Here is a 20,449-nt window from a genome sequence, read left to right on the forward strand (position 1 = left end):
TTCACGTCCGTCGGTGCCCTTCCTGGTAAACCGCCTGGAACAGCCTGTTGTCGATCTTCGTCAGCGACATCAGGGACAACCGTAGCCCTAGGCCCTCTGCCAGCGAGGTCAAGCGCCGCAACGTTACCGCCTTGGGGAAGAGCTCGGTGTCCGAGAACCGCAAGGCCATAGCCTTGCCTGACGATCTGTCAGCGATTTTGTGGATCTCCCTCTGACCATATACGCCCAAGTGTTCGAATCGCGCACGCAGGGCCTCGGCTGAGTCGACCACCACTTCCTCCAGTCGCGAGCAGCCGATCACCAACTGCCCTTCCTGGTTGGACAGTCCCTTGCTGACGTACCAGAGCAGGCGGGCTGGGATGCTCTCGCCGCGGTGGCCGGGGGAGCGGTAGTAGACGTGCTCCCTGCTGATGCCCAGTTCGTTGCGCCGGGGCAACAGCATCGCGGGCACGTTGAACAACTCCGTGGACCAGCGCGGGTCGATTGGCACGATGAATGAAGGCAGCTGCGAGTCCATGACCTTCGCCGGCCACCAGGACCGTTCGGCCACGCCGGCAACTTCGGCCGAAAGCTCAGCGGGGAGGGTGTCCGCCGTTTTGCCTAGCTCCCGTGCTGCCAAGGCGGCTGCATTGGTGATCGCAGAGGATGTTCCGCAGATGTCCACCAGCAACGTTGCCTGACCGCCGGTGTACTCGAAGAAGCCGTCGTCGCTAGCTGCTGCCCGCGCGGTGGCTGATACGAAGGGATCGGTGAGGCGCACGACGTGGGCGCCGGATTCGCGAGCGCTCTGCTTCAAAGTGAAGAGCAGTTGCCGCGCCAGGGTCTCCTCCAGCGGATGGCTGGCGGTGCGCAGAACCGGGACGGTTAGCGTGCGGCCGTCGACCGCCCAAGCGTACAGCGCGACTGGATGCCCGCTGCCGTCGCGGATGAGTTCGCGGCGCCAACTGAGTGAGTCCTGTGCCAGGGCCCTCAGGCGATCGGCGAAGGCTGAGCCGCTGTCGCCGCCCGTCTGTTCGAAGAAGGCCACCAGCTCTGCCTCTGCGCCCGGCGCGACCTCGTTGATCCGGAACTCAGTGCCCATCAGGCCGACCGGCCGGTAGACCTGAGCCTGTCTCAGCTCGTCCACGTGCAGTGTCACCACCGACGGTGCCACCACGTGGACCCCGGCAACTGACCAAGCCACATCCGCCAGCTGCGCGAGCAGCGCATCGCGGGTGGCCAGTACCTGTAGTCCGGCGGCCGAGGTCTCGGCGACGTAGCGTAGCCGTGCTTCCAGTCCGGACCGTTCGGTGAGGTCGGGAAAGGCTGCGACTGCGGCGTTCAGCAAATCGCGACCGCAGGTGGCGGCGGCCTCGGGATCGGGCGTGATCTCCCGCAGCCCGGTGAGAGCCGAGCGCTGGTGCTGGCGCTCGACGGTGTCCTCGATCGCGCGGATCTCGTGATTGATCCGAGGCGTGATCGCCACCTCGACCAGGTCTGCCATCCAGTCGGCCGCGAGCGCCTGCGACTCGGCGGCGTCGGGCGGCAGCACCCTTCCGTGCAGATCCGCGAAGACGCCGTGATCCACCACGACGGTCAGCAGGGCATCGCTGTCCACCTCGGCAAAGAGGCTCGGGTGCCGGAAGTCCAACCACCAGGCATCCAGAATGTGGCCGCGGCGACTGCGACCCTTGACCTCGCCCCGCGGATTGAATCCGAGGCTCTCCCACATCCCGGTGAGCCCGTAGTCCCGCCGGCACTTGGCCTTGATCCCGAACCGCTGCCTGTGGCTGGCCCGGATCGCCTCCACCAGGTGGCGTGCTATTCCCCTGCCTCGGTGCTCCTGGGCAACGCAGAGATGGGCCAGCCGCACGTGCGGAGTCCGCTTCGGGAGCCCGAACAGCGCGTAGCCGACAACGTCGGCACCATCAACGGCAACGAGCAGCCCGCCGTCATCCGCCATCTTCTCGTAGGCCGGCGGCGTCATCAGGCCCAGCGTCTTGGTGTAGCGATCACCCAACGCGATCGTCGCAGCGAGCAATTCCTCCTGCACCCCCGACACAGGCACGATCTTGATCCCCATTGATTCCCCCTCCCACCGACCACCCAAGTGGTACCGGCCTTAGCAATATCGACATCGTGAACCGGTTCAAACCAACGCCGCCCAGCCAGTTGCCAGCAGCCCAGGCTCGCTGCCTCATTTAGAGGTCATGTCATTTGGGCGATTGAGCAGACTCCGGGCGTGCTGATCACGGAGCATCTGGTGTCGGATGAGCTGTGGGAACTGTTCCAGCTGGTCGTGTCGGCCCCTCCGGTGTGTCCGCAAGGCGGTGTTCGGCGTCGGCACGGGGATCGCGAGGTGCTGGCCGCGATCGTGTTCGTTGCCACCTCCGGGTGCACCTGGGCCCAGTTGCCGTCGTGCTTCGGCCCGTCCGGACCGACGGCCCATCGGCGTTTCGCCGAGTGGGGCAAGGCCAGGGTGTGGGCCAAGCTCCACCGGGTCCTCGACGAGGTCGGCTCGCGGGGCGAGCTGGACCGGTCGCGGTGCGCGGTCGACTCGGTGAACGTGAGAGCCCTGAAAAGGGGGTACTGACAGGTCCGAATCCCTGTCGATCGGGACAAGCGCGGGTCGAAGATCCACCTGCTCACCGAACGTGCCGGTTTACCCCTGTCGCTCGCGATCCCCGGGGCCAACGTCCACGACAGTCAGGCCCTGATCCCGCTGGCCGACGCCATCCCCTCCATGGCGCAGACCCGGCAAGCTCCACGGCGACAATGCCTACGACCACTGTTTCATCCGTGCCTATCTGCGATAACGTCAGATCTCTGCCCGCATCGCCCGCCGGGGCATCGAGTCCTCTGCACGCCTCGGCCAACACCGCTGGGTCATCGACCGGCACCAGCATCGCCGCAGCACTCATCTGCCTGCGGAGCTCTCTAAGTGAGATGACTTCCTATCCGACCCTCCGTCAGTCCCATCTGGCACAACAACCCAGAATTGGTCCAGACGGCAAGAAAGCCACAGGTCGTTGACCTGCGGCTTTCTTCGTGGAGCGGGCGACGAGAATCGAACTCGCGCTATAAGCTTGGGAATCTCGCTAACTTGGCCGCCCTACGGGGCCTCTGACGTGCAGTAATGTTCACGCCTAGCCCGTGCTGGACCCAGTCGCCAGACACCACTGTTGCCCGTCACTTACCGCTCACCCCCGCTCCTTAGGGCACGGATGGGGCACGCCATCCCGGGCACTCCTACCCGAGGACGGGCCGAAGATCATCAGCCAGGGCTCCGACCAATACCTTGGGATACCGGCGAAGCCACCACTCGTCCTCGTCAATCCGGAAGAACTCACCGAGGGCTCGGCCGTCGTCCCAGACGGTTGCATCCCGGAACCGACGGTCAAGCTGTTCGACCTCCGCTCCCCACCGGTTGATGTCTACGGCCGGGAGCAGGATCCACGCCTGGTGCAGCCACTTCCGGGGAGAGAGATCGTTCAGGTACTCGTACACCATGTCGGTGTAGCCAGTCTCAATCTGACTCACTAGCCGAGCCCAGGACCGGACCCTCTCCTCAACGGTGAACGCCTGCCGCCAGCCGCGTGCATGCAAGATCTGCCCAGCGGTCCGACCGTCAGGCGCGGATGGGGGGACTGGCTTCTCAGGCTCGACCACGGCAGCAGCGTACCCGCGCGGGTGGTGGAGCGGTTTTGGCCGGTGTCCTGTCTGGTCTGGGTCCGAGCATGATCGGGGGGCCGTAAGCTCACCCGCGAATCGGGCAGGCTCCTCGCCTGCCCGCAATCTGGCCGAGTGGCCCCCCGGTCTTGCTCGGTGCGGGTCCCGGTCCTGACAGGTGGGTAAAACCGCGTAGCCGCCCGCCCCCGGCCCCGGCGGGGTCTGAACATCCACTCGGCACCTTGGCCGCCAGCAGCTGGCGCGGCCGGCGCCGCCGAAGCGGGGCGAAGACAGGAGCGACGGCGAGCGGCGGGCCAGCGCCGCGAGCGCAGCGAGCCTTGAACCCGTAGAGAAGGTTTTTACTCAACGCCCCGACATGGTCAACGTTCGCCCATCGTGAGAACGCACATGGGGAGCGTCGTCCTGGAGTGCATCCGTGATCCGTACGGCAAAGACCTCGCCCATGTGGGCGCTGGCCTCCTCGGGCGTTAGCCACTCGACGGCCGTCGACTCCTCCGAGAGCTGCTCGCTCCCGCCCTCGGGGTGGCACCGGAAGACCAGGGCGACGATGCCACGGGTCATGTTCTTGTAGACCCCGGTCAGCCGGTCCACGGTGACCTTGATGCCGGTCTCCTCGTAGATCTCCCTGCGAACGCCGTCCTCGACCGTCTCGCCGAGTTCGAGCACGCCGCCCGGGGGCTCCCAGGTTCCGTTGTCGGCCCGGCGGATAGCCAGGACTCGGCCGTCCTCACGGACCACGACGCCGGCCACCGACACGGAGTGGAGCGGCGTTGACGGGGCTTCTCGGCGGCTGCTACTCATGTACAGGAGGATAGGAGAACAGAAGGACTATGGCGAGCGGTGAAGCGGCCTCTACGGCCAAGGCGAAGTATCTGCAGATCGCGGACGACATTGCGGCGCAGATCCGCTCCGGAGCGTTGGCACCTGGTGCAGCGGTGCCCAGTGAAACCGAGCTGATGGCAAGGTACGGCGTCGCATCCGGCACGGTGCGGAAGGCGATTGCCGAACTGCGGACGATGCAGTTGATCGAGACTCACCACGGCCGCGGCTCCTTCGTCCGCTCTCGCCCTCCGGTGCAGCGCAAGTCCTCGGACCGGTTCCGTCGTGCCCACCGGCTTGCCGGCAAGGCGGCCTACCTGGCTGAGGCGGAGCAGTCCGGCGGCATCCCATCGGTGAACGTGCTCTTCGTAGGGCCGGAGGACGCTCCACCGGACATCGCTGAGCGGCTGGGGGTCAAGCCTGGCGCCAAGGTGCTGGCACGCAAGCGGCGGTACTTCCGAGACGGGACACCCACCGAGGAAGCCACCTCCTACCTGCCCTGGGACGTCGTCAAGGACATCCCCGAGATGTTCGCCGAGAACCCTGGTGGCGGAGGGATCTACGCCCGCCTTGAAGAACGCGGTTACGTGCTCGCCGAGTTCACGGAGACCGTGCGCGCCCGGTTGGCGACCAAGGCTGAGAGCTCCGCTCTCGCGCTGAGCCCCGGCTCACCTGTCATCCACCTGATTCGGGACGCGATCACCAGTGAGGGCCGCGTGGTAGAGGTCTGCGACACCACCATGGCCGCTGACCAGTTTGTTCTTGACTACCGCTTCGCAGCTCGCGACTGACGGACCATCACCCTGACAGCCCGCCACAAGATTCTTTCTCGTGGCGGGTTGACTCATGTACAGGAGTCAGGCACTCTTTTACCTACCAGCTCATGTACATAAGTACATGAGGGAGCCTCTTTTAGAGGAGTTGCACGATGGCCGTCTTCAAGATCGACACTTCGACCGCGTTCGTGTTCGTCGTCATCCCGCCGGCGCCGAAGCTGGTGAACAAGCAGACGGGTGAGATCGCCCTCGACCGTGAGACCGGCGCGAAGCTGCTGACGGTGGGTCTGACCATCGCCGACGACGGTGAGGCGAACCTCTACACCGTGACCGTGCCGGAGACGGGCGTCTCCGAGGGGCTGATGGTTGGTCACCCGGTGGCGGTGACCGGCCTCAAGGCCCGCGACTGGGAGAACGAGTTCAACGGCCAGAAGCGGCACGGCATTTCGTTCCGCGCGATGGCCATCACGTCCCTCGTCCCGGCTTCGGCGAAGGGCTGAGTACCGTGTCCGAGCTGCTGACGCTGGCTGAGGTGGGCGGTCCTGTGGCCGCTGTCGCCGGTGGTGCGGCGTACGCCCGGGTCAAGGCTCCGGCGGTGTACTGGTCGGCGGTCGGTCTTCCGGTCACGGCGGTCAGGTTCTCCGCCACCTACGGCAGCACGATGGACGCCTGCGGCCTCACGGTCGCTCCGTCCCGGCTCCGGGTCCTGATCACCCGGGCGACCACCCGGCGGGAGATCCGCCCGGTCCCCCCGAAGATCCGCCGCGTCCGTCCGACCTCGACGGGCCTGCGGGTCCGCCTGCGGCTGGCACCCGGCCAGGAACCGGCGGACATGGCCGCCTCGGCGGAACGCCTTCGCCACGCCTGGGGCGTGCACGCCGTCCACGTGGCGTCGGTCAAGCCCGGCGTTGTGGAACTGCGGATGACCGGCTTCGACGTGCTTCGCAACGTGCGGATGCCGCGTCGGCTGCCGGCCGGTGAGCTGCTGGTCCCGGTCGCGCTGCGGGACGACGGTACGGCTTTCGTCCGCGACTACCGGGCCATCCCGCACTGCCTGACCCTGGGTGCGACGCTCACCGGCAAGTCGGTCTACATGCGCAACCTGATCACCGGGCTCGCCAAGCTGAACGTGGCGCTGGTGGGGATCGACTGCAAGCTCGGCGTCGAACAGGCGCCGTTCGCTCCCCGGCTGTCGGCGCTGGCGACCGACCCGGACAAGGCAAGTGCGCTGCTGGACAAGCTGGTTGCCGAGATGGAAGCCCGCTACGACCTGATCCGCGGCCAGCAGGGGATCACCGGTTCGGTGCCGGACGACGAGATCACCTCGGACATCTGGGGCCTGGCGGCCAAGCTGCGGCCGGTGCCGCTGGTGCTGATCGTGGACGAGGTCGCCGAACTGTTCCTCGTCGCCACCCGCAAGGACGAGGAGCGCCGGGACCACATGGTCACCCAACTCATCCGCCTCGCCCAACTCGGCCGCGCCGCTGGGATGTTCCTGGAGGTGTGCGGTCAGCGGTTCGGCTCCGAGCTGGGCAAGGGCGCAACGATGCTCCGCGCTCAGCTCACCGGCCGCGTGGTCCACCGCGTCAACGACAAGACGACCGCCGAGATGGGTCTCGGCGACATCTCGCCCGAAGCGGTGCTCGCCGCAACGCAGATCGCCCCGGAGACGCCCGGCGTGGCGGTGGCCGGTGACTCCTCCGGCGGCTGGTCCCGCATGAGGACCCCGAACCTGTCCCTCGCGGACGCCGCCCGGATCTGCCGGGAAACCGCCCACCTCGCCCCGGTCCTGCCCGCGCTGGCGGCCTTCCGCCCCTACGTCCCGCCCGTGACACCCCCGGTCGGCGGCCCCTCGCTGGTCAAGCCCCGCCCCGTCACCGGCTGACCCACCACTCCCGCCCGGTCGGCGTGACCGCCTTCGCGCCAAGTCCCTACCCGAGCCATGCCCGTAGCCGGAAGGACCCGCCCCATGGCCGCCAGGAAGACCACCCGCACCAAGCCCGTCCCGCCCAAGTGCGCCGCCTGTGCCGGAGAGGGCTGGGTCACCGAGACCCACACCGTCGGCCGGGGCAAGAAGACCCGCCCCGCCGGAGAGGTCGAGGTCCTGTGCCCGACCTGCCTCGGCTCCGGCACCGCCGCCGCGTAGCCGCCCAGAGTGCCAGGACCGGGCGGCCAGCCACTCCAGGCCCCGCCCGGCCCCGGCCCCAACTCCCGTAAGGAGAAGGCCCGATGCGACTGCCCCGCACGGACGCCGTACTCGTCCAGGCCGCCATCGCCGGCGCCCTGTCCTTCGCCCACCTCCACGACCTCGCCAACGCCGCCGGGCAGCACGGCTGGAAGGCATGGGCCTACCCCGTCTCCGTCGATCTGCTCCTGGTCGCCGCCTGGCACCGGATGCGCGTCCTTCGAGCCACCGGCTCCCCCGCGCGGGCTGCCTGGACCTGGTTCGCCATCGCCCTGGCCGCATCGCTCGGCGCCAACGTCGCCACCGCTGGTCTCCTCGACCTCGACCACGTCCCGGCCTGGCTGCGAATCCTCGTCGCCGGCTGGCCCGCCCTCGCCTTCTTCGGCGGCACCCTCCTCGCCCACACCGCCACCGCCACCGCGCTCCCAGCTGATCCAGAGCCCGAACTGCCGCTCTACGAGCCGGAGATCGCACCCACGCCCACCCCGGTGACCGAGCCCTCGCCGGAAGCTGTCGAAGCTCCCGAACCGGTCCCCGCTCTCCCGGCTGCACCGGCCCCGGCCGTCCCGACCGTGGCGGTTCCCGCCGCTCTGATCGAGCACGCCCGCAAGATCGCCGACGACCACCGGACCCGCACCGGCGCCCCGATCGACTCGGCCACCCTGCGCGTCCGCCTCGGTGTCCCACCGCAATTCGCCGACGCCATCGCCGCCCAACTCGCCTGACAGGAGGCCCAATCCATGCCCCGCCCGATCCGCCCCCGCAACACGATCCGCATCGGTCCCGTCCAGGTCGCCACCTACTACGACGGCCACGGCCGCGAGAAGCACACCGCCGTCTGCACCGCCCCGCGCTGCGGCTTCTCCGCCGACTACGACTCCCGCGCCGCCGCCGAGATCGCCGCCCGCACCCACCGCTGCACCGTCCGCTGACAGGAGACCCGCCGTGAACATCACCCTGCCCCTGGTCCTCGTCCTGGGCGGCGCCGCCTACGCCGCGATCAAGCTCCTCGGCATCCGCCTGTGGGTCGCCGCCCTGATCGCCCTCTTCGGCTTCTACCTCGCCGGCACCTTCCTCGCCCCCGTCATCGACCAGACCACCCGCTCCGGCGTCAACGCCGTCACCGAGAAGTGAGAGGACAACCCGCCATGACCAGCACACTCCTGGCACCGCCGATCACGCTCATCCCGGACGCCTCCGGCCTGATCGCCGAGATCGAGGCGTACCTCGCTACCTTCCCCGCCCCGGCCCGAGTGCTCGTCCCGTACGTCTGCCCGCTCGGCAGCACGGTGCAGCTCTGGAACGCCGGGTTCCCGGAGGCTCGTCCGACGTTCCTCGATCGGATCGCCCACCGCCCGGCCCGGCCGACCCCGGTGAGCATCGCCGATCACCTCCGCCTCGCCTCGCGCTACATCAACGCCTTCGGCTGGGTGCAAGGCGCGTTGTGGGACTCCGCCGGCCGGGTCTGCCTCCTCGGCGCACAGGCCGCCGTCCTCGCTCACGGCTACGGCACCCCGGACACCGTCCGTCGGGCCCGCATCCAGGTGATGGAAGTCCTGCACGCCACCGGACGTCCCGTCAGCTCCCCGGACGCCTTCAACGACACCCCCGGCACCCGCCAGGCCGACGTGCACCACCTGCTCGACCGCGCCGCCACCCGCGCCAGCTCGCTGGGGCTGTGAGCGCAATGACTGATCATCAGGCCGCCCAAAGTACCGACGTGACGCTGACTGACCCGGCGGGCTTGTTCGCCGCCCTGCGCGATCTCCAACTGCCCGCCGGCGACTACGTGGTGTGCGGTTCGGCGGCCCTGCTCGCCCGGGGCCTGCGGGCCAGAATCGGCGACCTGGACGTGCTGGCACGTGGCCACGCCTGGCAGATCGCCACCACCCTCGCCCGCCCCGTCCGACCGCCGTCCGGCCACGGCTGGGCCGTTCACCACCCCACGGCCGCGATCGAGATCGTCGACCGCTGGACACCCAGCTGGTCCACCGACCGGATCATCACCGACGCCGACGTCATCGACGGCATTCCTTTCATGCGCCTGGGCGACGTCCTCCGCTGGAAGGAAGCGCACCAGCGGCCCAAGGACCTGCCCGACATCGCCGCCATCCGCTGCCTGCACCGGCTGTGGACCGGCGAGCAGATCGAACCCTGGATCGCCTGACCAGCCTCCGGGGCGGCCACAAGCCGCCAAGCATCGCACCGCCCCGGAGACCACGCCCCTCCCGAACCCGCAGCACAAGACCACGACCAGAAGGAGAGCTTCATCATGCCCCAGCACAACCACGCCCCGGCCCGTCACTGCTCCGACTGCTCCGGCTTCGCCAGCGTCGCCATCGCCACCGGCCTCCGCCGCACCGACGGCTCCCGCGACACCGTCCCGGTGAACTGCCCGGCCTGCCACGGCACCGGCACCGTCCCGGCCCCCACCCGGCGCGCCCTCACCCGGGCCTGACCCCGGTGGGCGCCCACTTCAACTGGTCCGACAAGAACCACTGGTCCCCGCGCCCGGAGCCCTGCGGCATCTGCGACAAGCCCACCAACCTCCGCTCCGACCGGGGCAAGCCCGCCCACAAGGTCTGCGCCGAGACCTGGACCGACCAGCACACCAAGCCCGCCGGCAAGTCCTGACCGCCCGGCCCCGGAGCCACCCGCAAACCGGCTCCGGGGCCGCCCTCGCCACACCGGAGGTGTCCCCGTGCTCACCCAGCTCCCCAACCGTCTCGCGAACGGCCTGCGCGTCCTCGACCTCTTCTGCTGCCAGGGAGGCGCCGGCATGGGCTACCACCTCGCCGGATTCGACGTCACCGGCATCGACCTCGCCCCGCAGCCCCGCTACCCCTTCACCTTCCGGCAGGCCGACGCCCTCGCCTACCTCGCCAAGCACGGAACGGAGTTCGACCTGATCCACGCCTCCCCGCCCTGCCAGCGCTACACCAACGCCCAGAAGATCCGGGGCAACGACCACCCCGACCTGGTGCAGCCACTGCGCGAACTGCTCACCGCCACCGGCCGCCCCTACGTGATCGAGAACGTCCCCGGCGCCCCGCTCCTCAGCCCGGTCGAGCTGTGCGGCTCCATGTTCGGCCTTCGCACCTACCGCCACCGCCTGTTCGAGACCTCGTTCCCGATCTCCGCCCTGCACCACCCGCGCCACCTCGCCCCCAATGCCAAGATGGGCCGCCCCGTCCGCGACGGCGAGTTCATGCACGTCGTCGGCAACTTCTCCAACGTCCCCCTCGCACGCGACGTGATGGGCATGCCCTGGGCCTCCCGCGACGGACTCCGCGAAGCCATCCCGCCCGCCTACACCGCCCATATCGCCGCCCAGTACCTCGCCAACAGCCCTCAGGCGGTGGCCGCTTGACCACCACCACGCCCGTCCCGGTCGCTGACCTGACCGCCTTCGCCCAGCTCGGCACCATGCCCGCCCTCATGCGGCAACTCGCCGGACTCGGCGGCTGCGGCCGACCCGTCCGACTCGACGGCCACCGCACCGAACACAGCGTCAACACGACCACCGGCGAGATCGGCCCCGTCATCCACCACCTCAACTCCACCGACCTCGCCGCCGGCCACCTGCTCGTGCGCTGCAACAACCGCCGCACCACCCGCTGCCCCGCCTGCGCCGAGACCTACCGCCGCGACACCTACCACCTGATCACCGCCGGACTCACCGGCGGCAAAGGCACCCCCGCCACGGTCACCGCACACCCCCGCGTCTTCGCCACCTTCACCGCCCCCGGCTTCGGCGCCGTCCACAACCGCCCCACCACCGGACGCTGCCGATGCGGAACCCAACACCCCGAAGGTGCAACCGAGTTGGGCACACCCCTCAACCCGGACACCTACGACTACCGCGCCGCCGTGCTCTGGAACGCCCACGCCGGGAAGATCTGGGCCCGCTTCTCGATCTACCTGCGCCGGGAGATCGCCAAGCGCGCAGGCCTCACCCAGCGTCAGTTCCGCGACCACGGCCGCGTGTCCTTCGCCAAGGTCGCCGAGTACCAAAAACGCGGCGCCGTCCACTTCCACGCCGTCATCCGCCTCGACGGTCCCGAAGGCGGCGACACACCGCCCCCGGCCTGGGCAACACCCGATCTCCTCGCCGACGCCATCCGCGCCGCTGTCGCCGCAACCGAGATCCCCGGCCCCGTCCTCGACGGCACCGCCCACACCTTCGCCTTCGGCAAGCAGCTCGACATCCGAACCATCCGCACCGCCGACTTCACCGCGGGCACCACCCTCACCGAACGCGCCGTCGCCGCCTACATCGCCAAGTACGCCACCAAGGGCGCCGAGACCGCCACCGGCACCCTCGACCGCCCCGTCAAGCTCCTCGCCGAGCTCGCCCACCTCGACCTCACCGAGCACGCCCGCCGCCTCGTGCGTACCTGCTGGACCCTCGGCGCGCGCCCCGAACTCGAAGAACTCCGCCTCCGCGCCTGGGCCCACATGCTCGGCTTCCGGGGCCACTTCTCCACCAAGACCCGCCGCTACTCCACCACCCTCGGCGCCCTCCGCGAAGCCCGCGCCGCCTGGCGCAAAGCCCAAGCCACCACCGGCACACCGCCCCTGCCCACCCCGGGCGACGACACCGAACCGACCACCCTCGTCCTCGCCCACTGGACATTCGCCGGCGTCGGCCTCACACCCGGCGAACGCTGGCTCACCGAAGCACTCACCCCCGCACCCGGAACCGAAGGAGAACCCACCCATGGCTGACCAACTGCTCACCATCAAGGAGGTCGCCGAACGGCTCGGCACCTGGGAGACCAGTGGGGAGCGCTTCCCGCGCCGGCTGATCGCCGAACGCCGGATCGCGTACGTCAAGGTCGGGCGCCATGTCCGTGTCTCCGCTGCCATCCTGGCTGCCTTCATCTCTGCCAACACCGTGCAGCCGCGGCAAGCCCGGCGGACCATGCGGGCGGTGGCGTAAGTGGCAGGCAAGCGCCGGCAGTTCGGCCGAATCCGGAAGCTCCCGTCCGGGCGCTACCAGGCCCGCTACCCCGACCCGGACGGTCTCCTGCGCCCGGCTCCGGAGACGTTCGAGACCAAGCGGGATGCTGATGACTGGCTGGCGGCTACTCAGACTGCGCTCAACAACAAGGACTGGCGTGACCCCGATGCCGGGGCGATCAACTTCACGACGTACGCCGAAGCTTGGATCACCGAGCGGGACCTCATGGCCACAACGGACGAGCTGTACCGCCGTCTGCTGCGGCTCCACCTCGCGCCGACCTTCGGGGTGTGGGACCTGGACGAGATCACCGCTCCCCGCGTGCGCACCTGGCGCGCCGAGCTGCTGGCCTCGGGCAAGCGCATCACGACGGCCAAGGCGTACCGGCTCCTAAAGGCGATCCTCGCGACCGCCGCCGACGACGAGCTGATCAAGCGCAACCCCTGCCGGATCAAGGGCGCAGGCAAGGAGTCGTCAGAGGAGCGCGGTACCGCCACAATTGAGCAGGTCTACGAGCTGGCCGAACTCGTCGGCGCACGCTGGCGGGCCATGGTCCTGCTCGCCGCGTTCACCACGCTCCGCCCGGAGGAACTGGCCGCGCTGCGGCGCCCGGACGTTGACCTGGTGGCCGGCACCGTACGGGTCCACCAAGCCGCCCCCGAGCTGAACACCGGTCAGCGGGTGGTGGGCGACACCAAGTCCGAGGCGGGGAAGCGCACCGTGACCATCCCCTCCGTGGTCCTGCCGGACATCCGGCTGCACCTGGAGCTGTTCGCCGAGAAGGACGCTCAGGGTCTGCTGTTCGTCGGCGAGAAGGGCGCTCCGTTCCGGCGCACCTCGTTCGGGCGGATCTGGAAGAAGGCACGCGACAAGGCAGGCATGCCGGGCTTCCACTTCTACGATCTGCGGGGCACGGGCAACAACCTGGCGGCCACGACCGGCGCGAGCCTCAAGGAGCTGATGGCCCGGATGGGGCACGCCTCGGTGCGGGCCGCGCTGATCTACCAACACGCCACCAGCGAACGGGACAAGAAGATCGCCGACGGCATGGACGCGGCGATCACCAGGGCCCTCGGCAAGGACACGGAAAAACCCTAAGGGCACGCGGGGGGCACGGGGCCGAAAACGACCCACCAAACACAAAAGGCCCGGCTCGGGGATAACGCCCCTGAGCTGGGCCTTTACTGCTGGAGCGGGCGACGAGAATCGAACTCGCGCTATAAGCTTGGGAAGCTCATGTTCTACCATTAAACTACGCCCGCGCTGATGAGCCGTCAGTGACTGCTCGATCGTCCAACACTCTACCCCATCCGTCGGCTGACCTTGGTCGGCGTGGGGAGGGGCGGCGAGTTGGCGCGGTGAATGTCCGGTAGATCCCCTAATGTGACGCTGGCTCGGGGTGTTTGTGGCCCCTGGGGCGTGGTGGCGTCATCAGGTTTGGGAAGGGGATCGCGATGGAGCAGCGTACCGTCGTCCGCTGTGCCGAGGGGCACCTGTTCAGTACTTCGACGTTTCCGATGCAGACGCTCGGGGCGGGGCGGCTGGGGCCGGGGCGGTTGATCCGGTGTCCGCGGTGCGGGCGGTTGCGGAGCTCGGTGCCGGCGGATGTGAGTGAGTTGTCGGGGGTGCAGTTGGCGCGGGCGCTGCGGCTGGAGGCGGCGGAGTTCCTGGCCTGAGCAGGGGACGAAGGTCGGCCGCGCCCCGGACGGGATTCGTCCGGGGCGTGGTCATGCACGTACCCTCGGGGGCGTGCTGCTCTCTGACAAGGACATCCGTACCGAAATCGACAAGGGCCGGGTCGTGATCGACCCGTTCGACCCTGCGATGGTTCAGCCGTCGAGCATCGACGTCCGGCTGGACCGTTTCTTCCGGGTGTTCGAGAACCACCGCTACCCGTTCATCGACCCCTCGCAGGAGCAGTCGGACCTGACCCGGCTGGTCGAGCCGGACGGGGACGAGGCGTTCATCCTGCACCCGGGCGAGTTCGTGCTGGCGTCGACCTACGAGACGGTCACGCTGCCGGACGACATCGCCTCGCGGCTGGAGGGCAAGTCGAGCCTGGGCCGGCTCGGTCTGCTGACGCACTCGACGGCGGGCTTCATCGACCCGGGCTTCAGCGGGCACGTGACGCTCGAGCTGTCGAACGTGGCGACGCTGCCGATCAAGCTGTACCCGGGGATGAAGATCGGGCAGCTCTGCCTGTTCCGGCTGTCGTCCCCCGCCGAGTTCCCGTACGGCTCGGAGCGGTACGGCTCGCGGTACATGGGCCAGCGCGGCCCGACGGCTTCGCGCTCGCACCTGAACTTCCACCGCTCGGACGTGTAGCGGGCGACGCGGAAGGGGGCCGGTCCACCAGGACCGGCCCCCTTCCGCGTGTTCAGGCCCGCTTCGGGCGGGTCACCGCGACGAGTTCGCTGCCGTCCTCGGAGAGGGTCAACTCGGTGCGGAGTTCGGCCAGTTCGCCGAGGTGGTGCAGGTGGGTGCCGCCGCAGGCGATGGCGGCGGAGCCGGCCGGGAGCTCGCAGTGCCACTGACGGCGGGCGGTGAGTTCGGGGCCGGGGACCTCGATCCGGACCGGGGCGTCGGCGGCGACCCAGGCGGCGAGCTGGGCGTTGACGGCCTCGGTGACGGCGGGGAGAGCGTCGGCCAGGGCCGGGAACTCCTCGGTGGCCTCGGCGGTGAAGCCCTTCTTACGGAGCGACTTGCCGAGCCGGTAGGTGTCGGTGCTGGCTTCGGTGTCCATCACCGAGGAGGCCATCGCCAGGCTGTCGAAGTCGGGGCTGCCGAAGGCGTCGGAGCGGCCCGGGTCCTTGCGCCAGCGCGGCGCGAGCGCGGCGTTCAGGGCCAGCGCGAGCAGGTGGCAGCCGCTGTGCGCGGCGGAGAGCAGCGCCCGCCGCTCGGCGTCGACCGCCAGCCGGGCGTGCTGGCCGACGACCGCGCCCGGGTCGGCGGCCAGCACGTGCAGCACCAGCCAGGACCACTCCTCGTCGCCCCGCCGGACCGGGATGTCGGCGCCGACCAGGAACTCCCCGGCCGGGCCGTACCCGCCGGTCAGGCAGTCCACCACGGGATGCGTGACGGAGCCGACGGTGAGGGTGCCGAGGTCGGCGGGCTGGTCGGGCCAGGTGTGGTCGAGCGGGTGGAACGGGGTCGCCTCGGTGACCACCGCGTACCGGCCGTCGGCGAGCGGGTGGACGGCGAGCACGGGGGACTCGCCGGTCACCGCCCCGGCGGGGAAGCTGACGTGGGTGGTGGGGAGGGTGGTCATGCGGGAGCTCCGTACGAAGAGACAGGGATGGATCAGCCGAGCGTGGGGAGCTTGATCAGCACCAGCAGGGCGAGCAGTTGCAGGGCGGCGGCACCGGCCGCCTTGCCCCATGGCAGGTCGTGCACCCGGCGCACCATGGTGGTCAGCAGCACGGCGCAGATCAGCCAGGTGGCCCAGCCGAGCACCTGGACCACGACGTTGTCGGCGGGCAGGAAGAGTGCCAGCAGCAGCCGGGGAGCGTCGCTGGTCCAGCCGATGATGACGGCCAGGCCGACGGTGGACTGCCAGGGGCCGTCACCGCCGAGCTGGCGGGCCAGGCCGTAGGTGACCGCGCCGAGCATCACCCCGGCCAGCGTGAAGCCGACCGCCGCACCGGCGATCGCGGTCAGCGCGACGGTGAAGGTGGAGTTGACCACCTCGTCCTTGGTCAGGCCGATGCCGAGCACCGCGAGCACGCCGTAGGCCAGCGAGACGGTGAGCGCGGGCAGCCAGACCTGGTGGTCGCGCATCCGGTCGAAGGTGGCGGACGGGGCCCGGTAGACGCCGGTCAGCAGTTCCTTCCAGCCCAGCCGGGGGCCGCCCTGGTGCGGGGCGGACTGGCCGCCGGCCCGGTACACCGCGACGTTGTCCTGCCCCTGGGGGGCGGAGTAGTCGGGGGTGCTCGAGTAGTACTGCTCGTCCTCGACCGTGAAGGCCCGGGTGTGCCCGGGCTGATCGGGGTCGTAAGCGCCGGGAGCACCGGGCGCCCCGGGGTCGTAGCCCGGGTGGGGTGCGGTGAAGTACTCCGGCTCCCCCACCGGGCCGCCCCCGGGGTACTGCTGCGCGTCCTGCCCACCGGGCGCCGCTGCCCACCCCCGTCGGGGGTCGACGGCGCCCTCGCCGTTGTCGTATCCGTTGCCAGCCACGAGTCGAAGGTACCCGTTCGAGCTGACCGGCCGTCGGTTGATCATGGCTTCGGCGCGGGATTGCAGCACTGCTGTGACCCCGTCACGAGCAGCGCCCGCAGACGGTTCAGCGCGCGGCGACCGAGCGGGCGTGCACGACGGCCGCCGAGGTCTCCCCGGCGGGGCAGCCACCCGGGCCCGCGGTGGTGCGGACGGCGCCGACCGGGAGCAGGACGCCGCAGGCGATCCGGATGCCGGCGGGCAGTTCGTTGTCGGACTCGACGGTGGCGCCGTCGCCGATCACCGCGCCGTCCAGCGAGCTGCGCGCCCCCACGGTGGCGTACGCGCCGACGATGGAGTCCTTCACGTAGGCGTCCGGGCCGATCACGGCGCCGGGCAGGATCACGCTGCCCTCGACGATCGCGCCGGCCTCGACCACCGCGCCCTCGGAGACCACGGTGCCGGAGCTCAGCACGGCGGCCGGGGCCACCGTGGCGCCCGGCAGCAGCAGCGCCTCGCCGGTCGGTCCCGGCACCGCCGGGGAGTCCACCAGGCCGAGCACCAGGTCGGCCGAGCCGCGGACGAAGGCGCCGGGGGTGCCGAGGTCGAGCCAGTACGAGGTGTCCACCACGCCGCGGACCAGCGCGCCGGTCTCCAGCAGTTCGGGGAAGGTCTCGCGCTCGACCGAGACCTCACGGCCGGCCGGGATCCGGTCGATCACCGAACGGGTGAAGACGTAGCAGCCGGCGTTGATCTGGTCGGTGACGATCTGCTCGGGCGTCTCCGGCTTCTCCAGGAACTCCAGCACTCGCCCGTGCGCGTCGGTCGGCACCAGGCCGAAGGCGCGCGGGTCCTCGACCCGGGTCAGGTGCAGCGTGACGTCGGCCCCGGCGGCCACGTGGCCGTCCCGGAGCGAGGCGATGTCCAGGCCGGAGAGGATGTCGCCGTTGAAGACCAGCACCGGCTCGTCGGGGCCGCAGGTCAGCCCCGAGGCGGCGTTGCGGATCGCGCCGCCGGTGCCCAGCGGCTCCTTCTCGGTCAGGTAGACCAGCTCGATGCCGTACGGGCTGCCGTCCTGGAAGTGGTCCTCGAAGACCTCGGCCAGGTACGAGGTGGCCAGCACCACCCGGGTCACCCCGGCGGCGGCCGCCCTGGCCAGCTGGTGCGCGATGAACGGGACACCCGCCACCGGCAGCATCGGCTTCGGGGTGTGGGTGGTCAACGGGCGCAGCCTCGTGCCCTTACCACCGACCAGCATGATCGCCTCGGTCATGGTCCGCGCCTCTCCCCTTGCCCCTTGCCGTCACCGGCTGTTCCGGAGCGACGTACCTGTCCTGTCGAGGACCCGCACGACACGGGTACCGCGACTAACTGTATTTCCTTCCAAAGCCCCCCTGTTCCAGCGGGGTTGCGACACGTACCGACGCACCGTTCAGGTGCCTGAACGGGACCGGCCCCGGCTGCCCCACCAGGGGGCACCGGGGCCGGTGTTGACGTACGGTCAGGCCTCGACCGGCTCCGGTTCGGCCGGGAGGGCCTTCACCGAGTCGAGCAGCAGCTGGGCCACGTCGACCACCTTGAGGTGCTCCTTGGCCGCGCCTTCGTTCTTCTTGCCGTTGACCGAGTCGGAGAGCATCACCAGGCAGAACGGGCAGGCGGTGGAGACGATGTCGGGGTTGAGCGACAGCGCCTCGTCCACCCGCTCGGTGTTGATCCGCTTGCCGATCCGCTCCTCCATCCACATCCGCGCACCACCGGCGCCGCAGCAGAAACCGCGCTCCTTGTGCCGGTGCATCTCCTGCTGGCGCAGACCGGGGACCTTGTCCATGATCTCGCGCGGCGGGCTGTAGACCTTGTTGTGGCGGCCCAGGTAGCACGGGTCGTGGTAGGTGATCAGGCCCTCGACCGGGTTGACCGGGAGGAGCTTGCCCTCGTCGATCAGGTGCTGCAGCAGCTGGGTGTGGTGGATCACCTCGAAGTGCCCGCCGAGCTGCGGGTACTCGTTGGCGATGGTGTTGAAGCAGTGCGGGCAGGTGGCCACGATCCGCTTGGTCGGGGCGTCCTCCAGCGCGGCGTTCAGGGTCTCGACGTTCTGCGCGCCGAGCATCTGGAACAGGAACTCGTTGCCCAGGCGGCGCGGGGAGTCGCCGGAGCAGGTCTCCTCCTTGCCGAGGATGGCGAACTTCACGCCCGCGGTGTGCAGCAGCTCGGCGAAGGCCTTGGTGGTCTTCTTGGCCCGGTCCTCCAGGGCGCCGGCGCAGCCGACCCAGTAGAGGTACTCGACCTCGGCCGGGTCGATGTCCTCACCGATCACCGGCACCTCGATGCCGGTCTCCTTCTTGAGCTCCTTGACCCAGTCGAGGCGGGCCTTGGTGGCCATGCCCCACGGGTTGCCCTTGTTCTCCAGGTTCTTGAGCATCGTCCCGGCCTCGGTCGGGAAGGAGCTCTCGATCATCACCTGGTAGCGGCGCATGTCGACGATGTGGTCGATGTGCTCGATGTCCACCGGGCACTGCTCGACGCACGCGCCGCAGGTGGTGCAGGACCACAGCACGTCGGGGTCGATGACCCCGTTCTCCTCGGCGGTGCCGATCAGCGGGCGCTCGGCCTCGGCCAGCGCGGCGGCCGGCACGTTCGCCAGCTGCTCGGGGGTGCCGATCTCGTTGCCCTCGGCGTCCTTGCCGCCGCCGGCCAGCAGGTACGGCGCCTTGGCGAAGGCGTGCTCCCGCAGGCTCATGATCAGCAGCTTCGGGGAGAGCGGCTTGCCGGTGTTCCAGGCCGGGCACTGCGACTGGCAGCGGCCGCACTCGGTGCAGGTGGAGAAGTCGAGGATGCCCTTCCAGGCGAAGTGCTCGACCTGGGAGACGCCGAAGTTCGCGTCGTCGGCCGGGTCCTCGAAGTCGATCGGCTGCCCGCCGCTGGTCATCGGACGGAGCGCGCCGAGGGCGACGCCGCCGTCCTCCTCGCGCTTGAAGTAGATGTTGAAGAACGCCAGGAAGCGGTGCCAGGCCACACCCATCGAGGGGTTGATGCCGATGGTGGTCGCCCACGCGAACGAGATGCAGATCTTCAGCATCGCGAACAGGTAGATCAGGTTCTCCAGGGTGCCGTGCGCGAGGCCCCGGAAGGCCACCACCAGCGGGTAGGAGACCAGGTACGCCGCCTCGTAGCTCTCGACGCCCGCCAGCGCGCCCTCCAGGCCGCGCAGGATCATGATGCACAGGCCGATGCCGAGGATCGTGTACTCGACGTAGAAGGCCTGCCAGGCGATCGACCCGGCGAACCGGGACTTCCGCCCGGCCCGGCCCGGCAGGCTGAGCAGGCGGATCACCATCAGGGTGGCGATGCCCAGCGTGGTCAGCGTGCCGACCAGCTCGGTGAAGATCTCGAACGGCAGCCAGTGGCCGATCACCGGGATGACCCACTCGGCGTCGAAGAGCTGGCCGAACGCGGTCACCAGGGTGGAGACCAGGGTGAAGAAGCCGACCGCGACGAACCAGTGCGCGACGCCGACGACGCCCCACTTGTTCATCCGGGTGTGACCGAGGAACTCGACGGCGACCGTCTTCGTCCTCTGCACCGGGTTGGCGGTACGGGTGGAGTCCGGCGCGCCGGTCTTCACCACCTTGTAGATGTACGCGGCCGCGCGGGCGGCGAGCGCGGTGCCGATCACAGTCGTGACCAGCGAGATGACGATCGCTGCTAGCTGCATCGGCTCTCCGTCTCCAGCGGCTGGGGTGTAGCGGGCTCCCCTGAGTGTACTCATCAGTAACTTTCAGGGGTGACGCGCCGGAGACTACCGCGCGTTAACACCGATGAAGAAGACGCTCAAGGTATGGCGGCAGTCACTAAGGGCAGACTCACCCGTCCGGCGGAGCCCTGCGG

At 69.6% G+C, this 20,449-nt stretch carries 24 protein-coding genes, 1 tRNA gene and 1 pseudogene; 18 read left to right on the plus strand and 8 right to left on the minus strand.

All coding sequences use genetic code 11. The features are described from left to right. Position 1 precedes the first annotated feature (1 nt). Entirely contained in the window at positions 2-2,062 is a 2,061-nt protein-coding gene (locus F4556_RS16000) for a GNAT family N-acetyltransferase (protein WP_184915987.1), read from the minus strand. A 159-nt stretch (positions 2,063-2,221) separates the two neighbouring features. Between F4556_RS16000 and F4556_RS38225 the strand changes: the two are divergent. Further along, positions 2,222-2,876: pseudogene (locus F4556_RS38225) on the plus strand (IS5 family transposase); the annotation flags it as partial. Between the two features lie 352 nt (positions 2,877-3,228). On the opposite strand, the gene F4556_RS16015 reads toward F4556_RS38225, so the two are convergent. Both F4556_RS16015 and F4556_RS16020 read right to left on the minus strand, forming a co-directional pair. Further along, positions 3,229-3,648 (minus strand): hypothetical protein, encoded by a 420-nt coding sequence (locus F4556_RS16015; protein ID WP_184915993.1) that lies wholly within the window; start codon positions 3,646-3,648, stop codon positions 3,229-3,231. 363 nt (positions 3,649-4,011) lie between these two features. Next, entirely contained in the window at positions 4,012-4,482 is a 471-nt protein-coding gene (locus F4556_RS16020) for an NUDIX hydrolase (protein WP_057234058.1), read from the minus strand. Positions 4,483-4,499: 17 nt separating this feature from the next. Here F4556_RS16020 and F4556_RS16025 point away from each other — a divergent pair, with 17 nt between their 5' ends. The 15 genes from F4556_RS16025 (at position 4,500) to F4556_RS16095 (ending at position 13,510) form a co-directional block, all read left to right on the plus strand. Continuing rightward, positions 4,500-5,279 (plus strand): GntR family transcriptional regulator, encoded by a 780-nt coding sequence (locus F4556_RS16025; RefSeq protein WP_184915996.1) that lies wholly within the window; start codon positions 4,500-4,502, stop codon positions 5,277-5,279. Between the two features lie 137 nt (positions 5,280-5,416). Continuing rightward, positions 5,417-5,764, plus strand: a complete 348-nt coding sequence (locus F4556_RS16030; RefSeq protein WP_184915999.1) for an SCO3933 family regulatory protein — start codon at positions 5,417-5,419, stop codon at positions 5,762-5,764. A 5-nt stretch (positions 5,765-5,769) separates the two neighbouring features. Further along, on the plus strand, positions 5,770-7,149 hold the full coding sequence (locus F4556_RS16035) for an FtsK/SpoIIIE domain-containing protein (RefSeq protein WP_184916002.1): 1,380 nt from the start codon (positions 5,770-5,772) through the stop codon (positions 7,147-7,149). Between the two features lie 84 nt (positions 7,150-7,233). Next, a complete protein-coding gene (locus F4556_RS16040; RefSeq protein ID WP_184916005.1) occupies positions 7,234-7,410 on the plus strand; it encodes a hypothetical protein in 177 nt (58 codons plus the stop codon). Between the two features lie 83 nt (positions 7,411-7,493). Next, positions 7,494-8,174 carry a DUF2637 domain-containing protein gene (locus tag F4556_RS16045; RefSeq protein WP_184916009.1) on the plus strand — a complete coding sequence of 227 codons (681 nt, stop codon included), beginning with the start codon at positions 7,494-7,496 and terminating at the stop codon, positions 8,172-8,174. A 15-nt stretch (positions 8,175-8,189) separates the two neighbouring features. Next, positions 8,190-8,381, plus strand: a complete 192-nt coding sequence (locus F4556_RS16050) for a mobile element transfer protein (protein WP_184916012.1) — start codon at positions 8,190-8,192, stop codon at positions 8,379-8,381. A 13-nt stretch (positions 8,382-8,394) separates the two neighbouring features. Further along, on the plus strand, positions 8,395-8,583 hold the full coding sequence (locus F4556_RS16055) for a hypothetical protein (protein ID WP_184916013.1): 189 nt from the start codon (positions 8,395-8,397) through the stop codon (positions 8,581-8,583). Between the two features lie 14 nt (positions 8,584-8,597). Further along, positions 8,598-9,131, plus strand: coding sequence for a DUF6197 family protein (locus F4556_RS16060; protein ID WP_184916014.1), 534 nt, complete (start codon positions 8,598-8,600; stop codon positions 9,129-9,131). Positions 9,132-9,169: 38 nt separating this feature from the next. Then, positions 9,170-9,616, plus strand: coding sequence for a hypothetical protein (locus F4556_RS16065; RefSeq protein ID WP_184916015.1), 447 nt, complete (start codon positions 9,170-9,172; stop codon positions 9,614-9,616). A gap of 105 nt (positions 9,617-9,721) precedes the next feature. Next, positions 9,722-9,907: a hypothetical protein gene (locus tag F4556_RS16070; protein ID WP_184916016.1), complete on the plus strand. Its 186-nt coding sequence runs from the start codon at positions 9,722-9,724 to the stop codon at positions 9,905-9,907. Between the two features lie 5 nt (positions 9,908-9,912). Continuing rightward, positions 9,913-10,083 carry a hypothetical protein gene (locus tag F4556_RS16075; protein WP_184916017.1) on the plus strand — a complete coding sequence of 57 codons (171 nt, stop codon included), beginning with the start codon at positions 9,913-9,915 and terminating at the stop codon, positions 10,081-10,083. A gap of 145 nt (positions 10,084-10,228) precedes the next feature. Continuing rightward, the gene (locus F4556_RS16080) at positions 10,229-10,819 is read left to right on the plus strand and encodes an SAM-dependent methyltransferase (RefSeq protein ID WP_246511567.1); all 591 of its coding nucleotides are present in this window, start codon (positions 10,229-10,231) and stop codon (positions 10,817-10,819) included. A gap of 56 nt (positions 10,820-10,875) precedes the next feature. Beyond that, positions 10,876-12,177 (plus strand): replication initiator, encoded by a 1,302-nt coding sequence (locus F4556_RS16085; protein ID WP_184924670.1) that lies wholly within the window; start codon positions 10,876-10,878, stop codon positions 12,175-12,177. Next, positions 12,170-12,391 carry an excisionase family DNA-binding protein gene (locus tag F4556_RS16090; RefSeq protein WP_184916019.1) on the plus strand — a complete coding sequence of 74 codons (222 nt, stop codon included), beginning with the start codon at positions 12,170-12,172 and terminating at the stop codon, positions 12,389-12,391. The genes F4556_RS16085 and F4556_RS16090 overlap by 8 nt, the downstream gene beginning before the upstream one ends. Beyond that, entirely contained in the window at positions 12,392-13,510 is a 1,119-nt protein-coding gene (locus tag F4556_RS16095; RefSeq protein WP_184916021.1) for a tyrosine-type recombinase/integrase, read from the plus strand. Between the two features lie 90 nt (positions 13,511-13,600). On the opposite strand, the gene F4556_RS16100 is transcribed toward F4556_RS16095, so the two are convergent. Next, positions 13,601-13,674 (minus strand) — tRNA-Gly (locus tag F4556_RS16100). A gap of 192 nt (positions 13,675-13,866) precedes the next feature. Between F4556_RS16100 and F4556_RS16105 the strand changes: the two genes are divergently transcribed. Beyond that, complete coding sequence (locus F4556_RS16105; protein WP_184916023.1) at positions 13,867-14,088, plus strand: hypothetical protein; 222 nt, start codon at positions 13,867-13,869, stop codon at positions 14,086-14,088. Positions 14,089-14,161: 73 nt separating this feature from the next. Beyond that, complete coding sequence (gene dcd, locus F4556_RS16110; protein ID WP_184916025.1) at positions 14,162-14,737, plus strand: dCTP deaminase; 576 nt, start codon at positions 14,162-14,164, stop codon at positions 14,735-14,737. Positions 14,738-14,789: 52 nt separating this feature from the next. Here the strand turns inward: dcd and F4556_RS16115 are convergent, their stop codons facing one another. The 4 genes from F4556_RS16115 to F4556_RS16130 form a co-directional block, all read right to left on the minus strand. Then, the gene (locus F4556_RS16115; RefSeq protein ID WP_184916027.1) at positions 14,790-15,680 is read right to left on the minus strand and encodes an alanyl-tRNA editing protein; all 891 of its coding nucleotides are present in this window, start codon (positions 15,678-15,680) and stop codon (positions 14,790-14,792) included. Between the two features lie 32 nt (positions 15,681-15,712). After that, positions 15,713-16,585: a Yip1 family protein gene (locus F4556_RS39100; RefSeq protein WP_184916029.1), complete on the minus strand. Its 873-nt coding sequence runs from the start codon at positions 16,583-16,585 to the stop codon at positions 15,713-15,715. Between the two features lie 106 nt (positions 16,586-16,691). After that, a complete protein-coding gene (gene manB / locus F4556_RS16125) occupies positions 16,692-17,837 on the minus strand; it encodes a mannose-1-phosphate guanylyltransferase (RefSeq protein ID WP_184916031.1) in 1,146 nt (381 codons plus the stop codon). A 228-nt stretch (positions 17,838-18,065) separates the two neighbouring features. Next, positions 18,066-20,276 (minus strand): (Fe-S)-binding protein, encoded by a 2,211-nt coding sequence (locus tag F4556_RS16130; protein ID WP_184916033.1) that lies wholly within the window; start codon positions 20,274-20,276, stop codon positions 18,066-18,068. Positions 20,277-20,449 lie beyond the last annotated feature (173 nt).

Source organism: Kitasatospora gansuensis (genome assembly GCF_014203705.1).
Taxonomy (GTDB): domain Bacteria; phylum Actinomycetota; class Actinomycetes; order Streptomycetales; family Streptomycetaceae; genus Kitasatospora; species Kitasatospora gansuensis.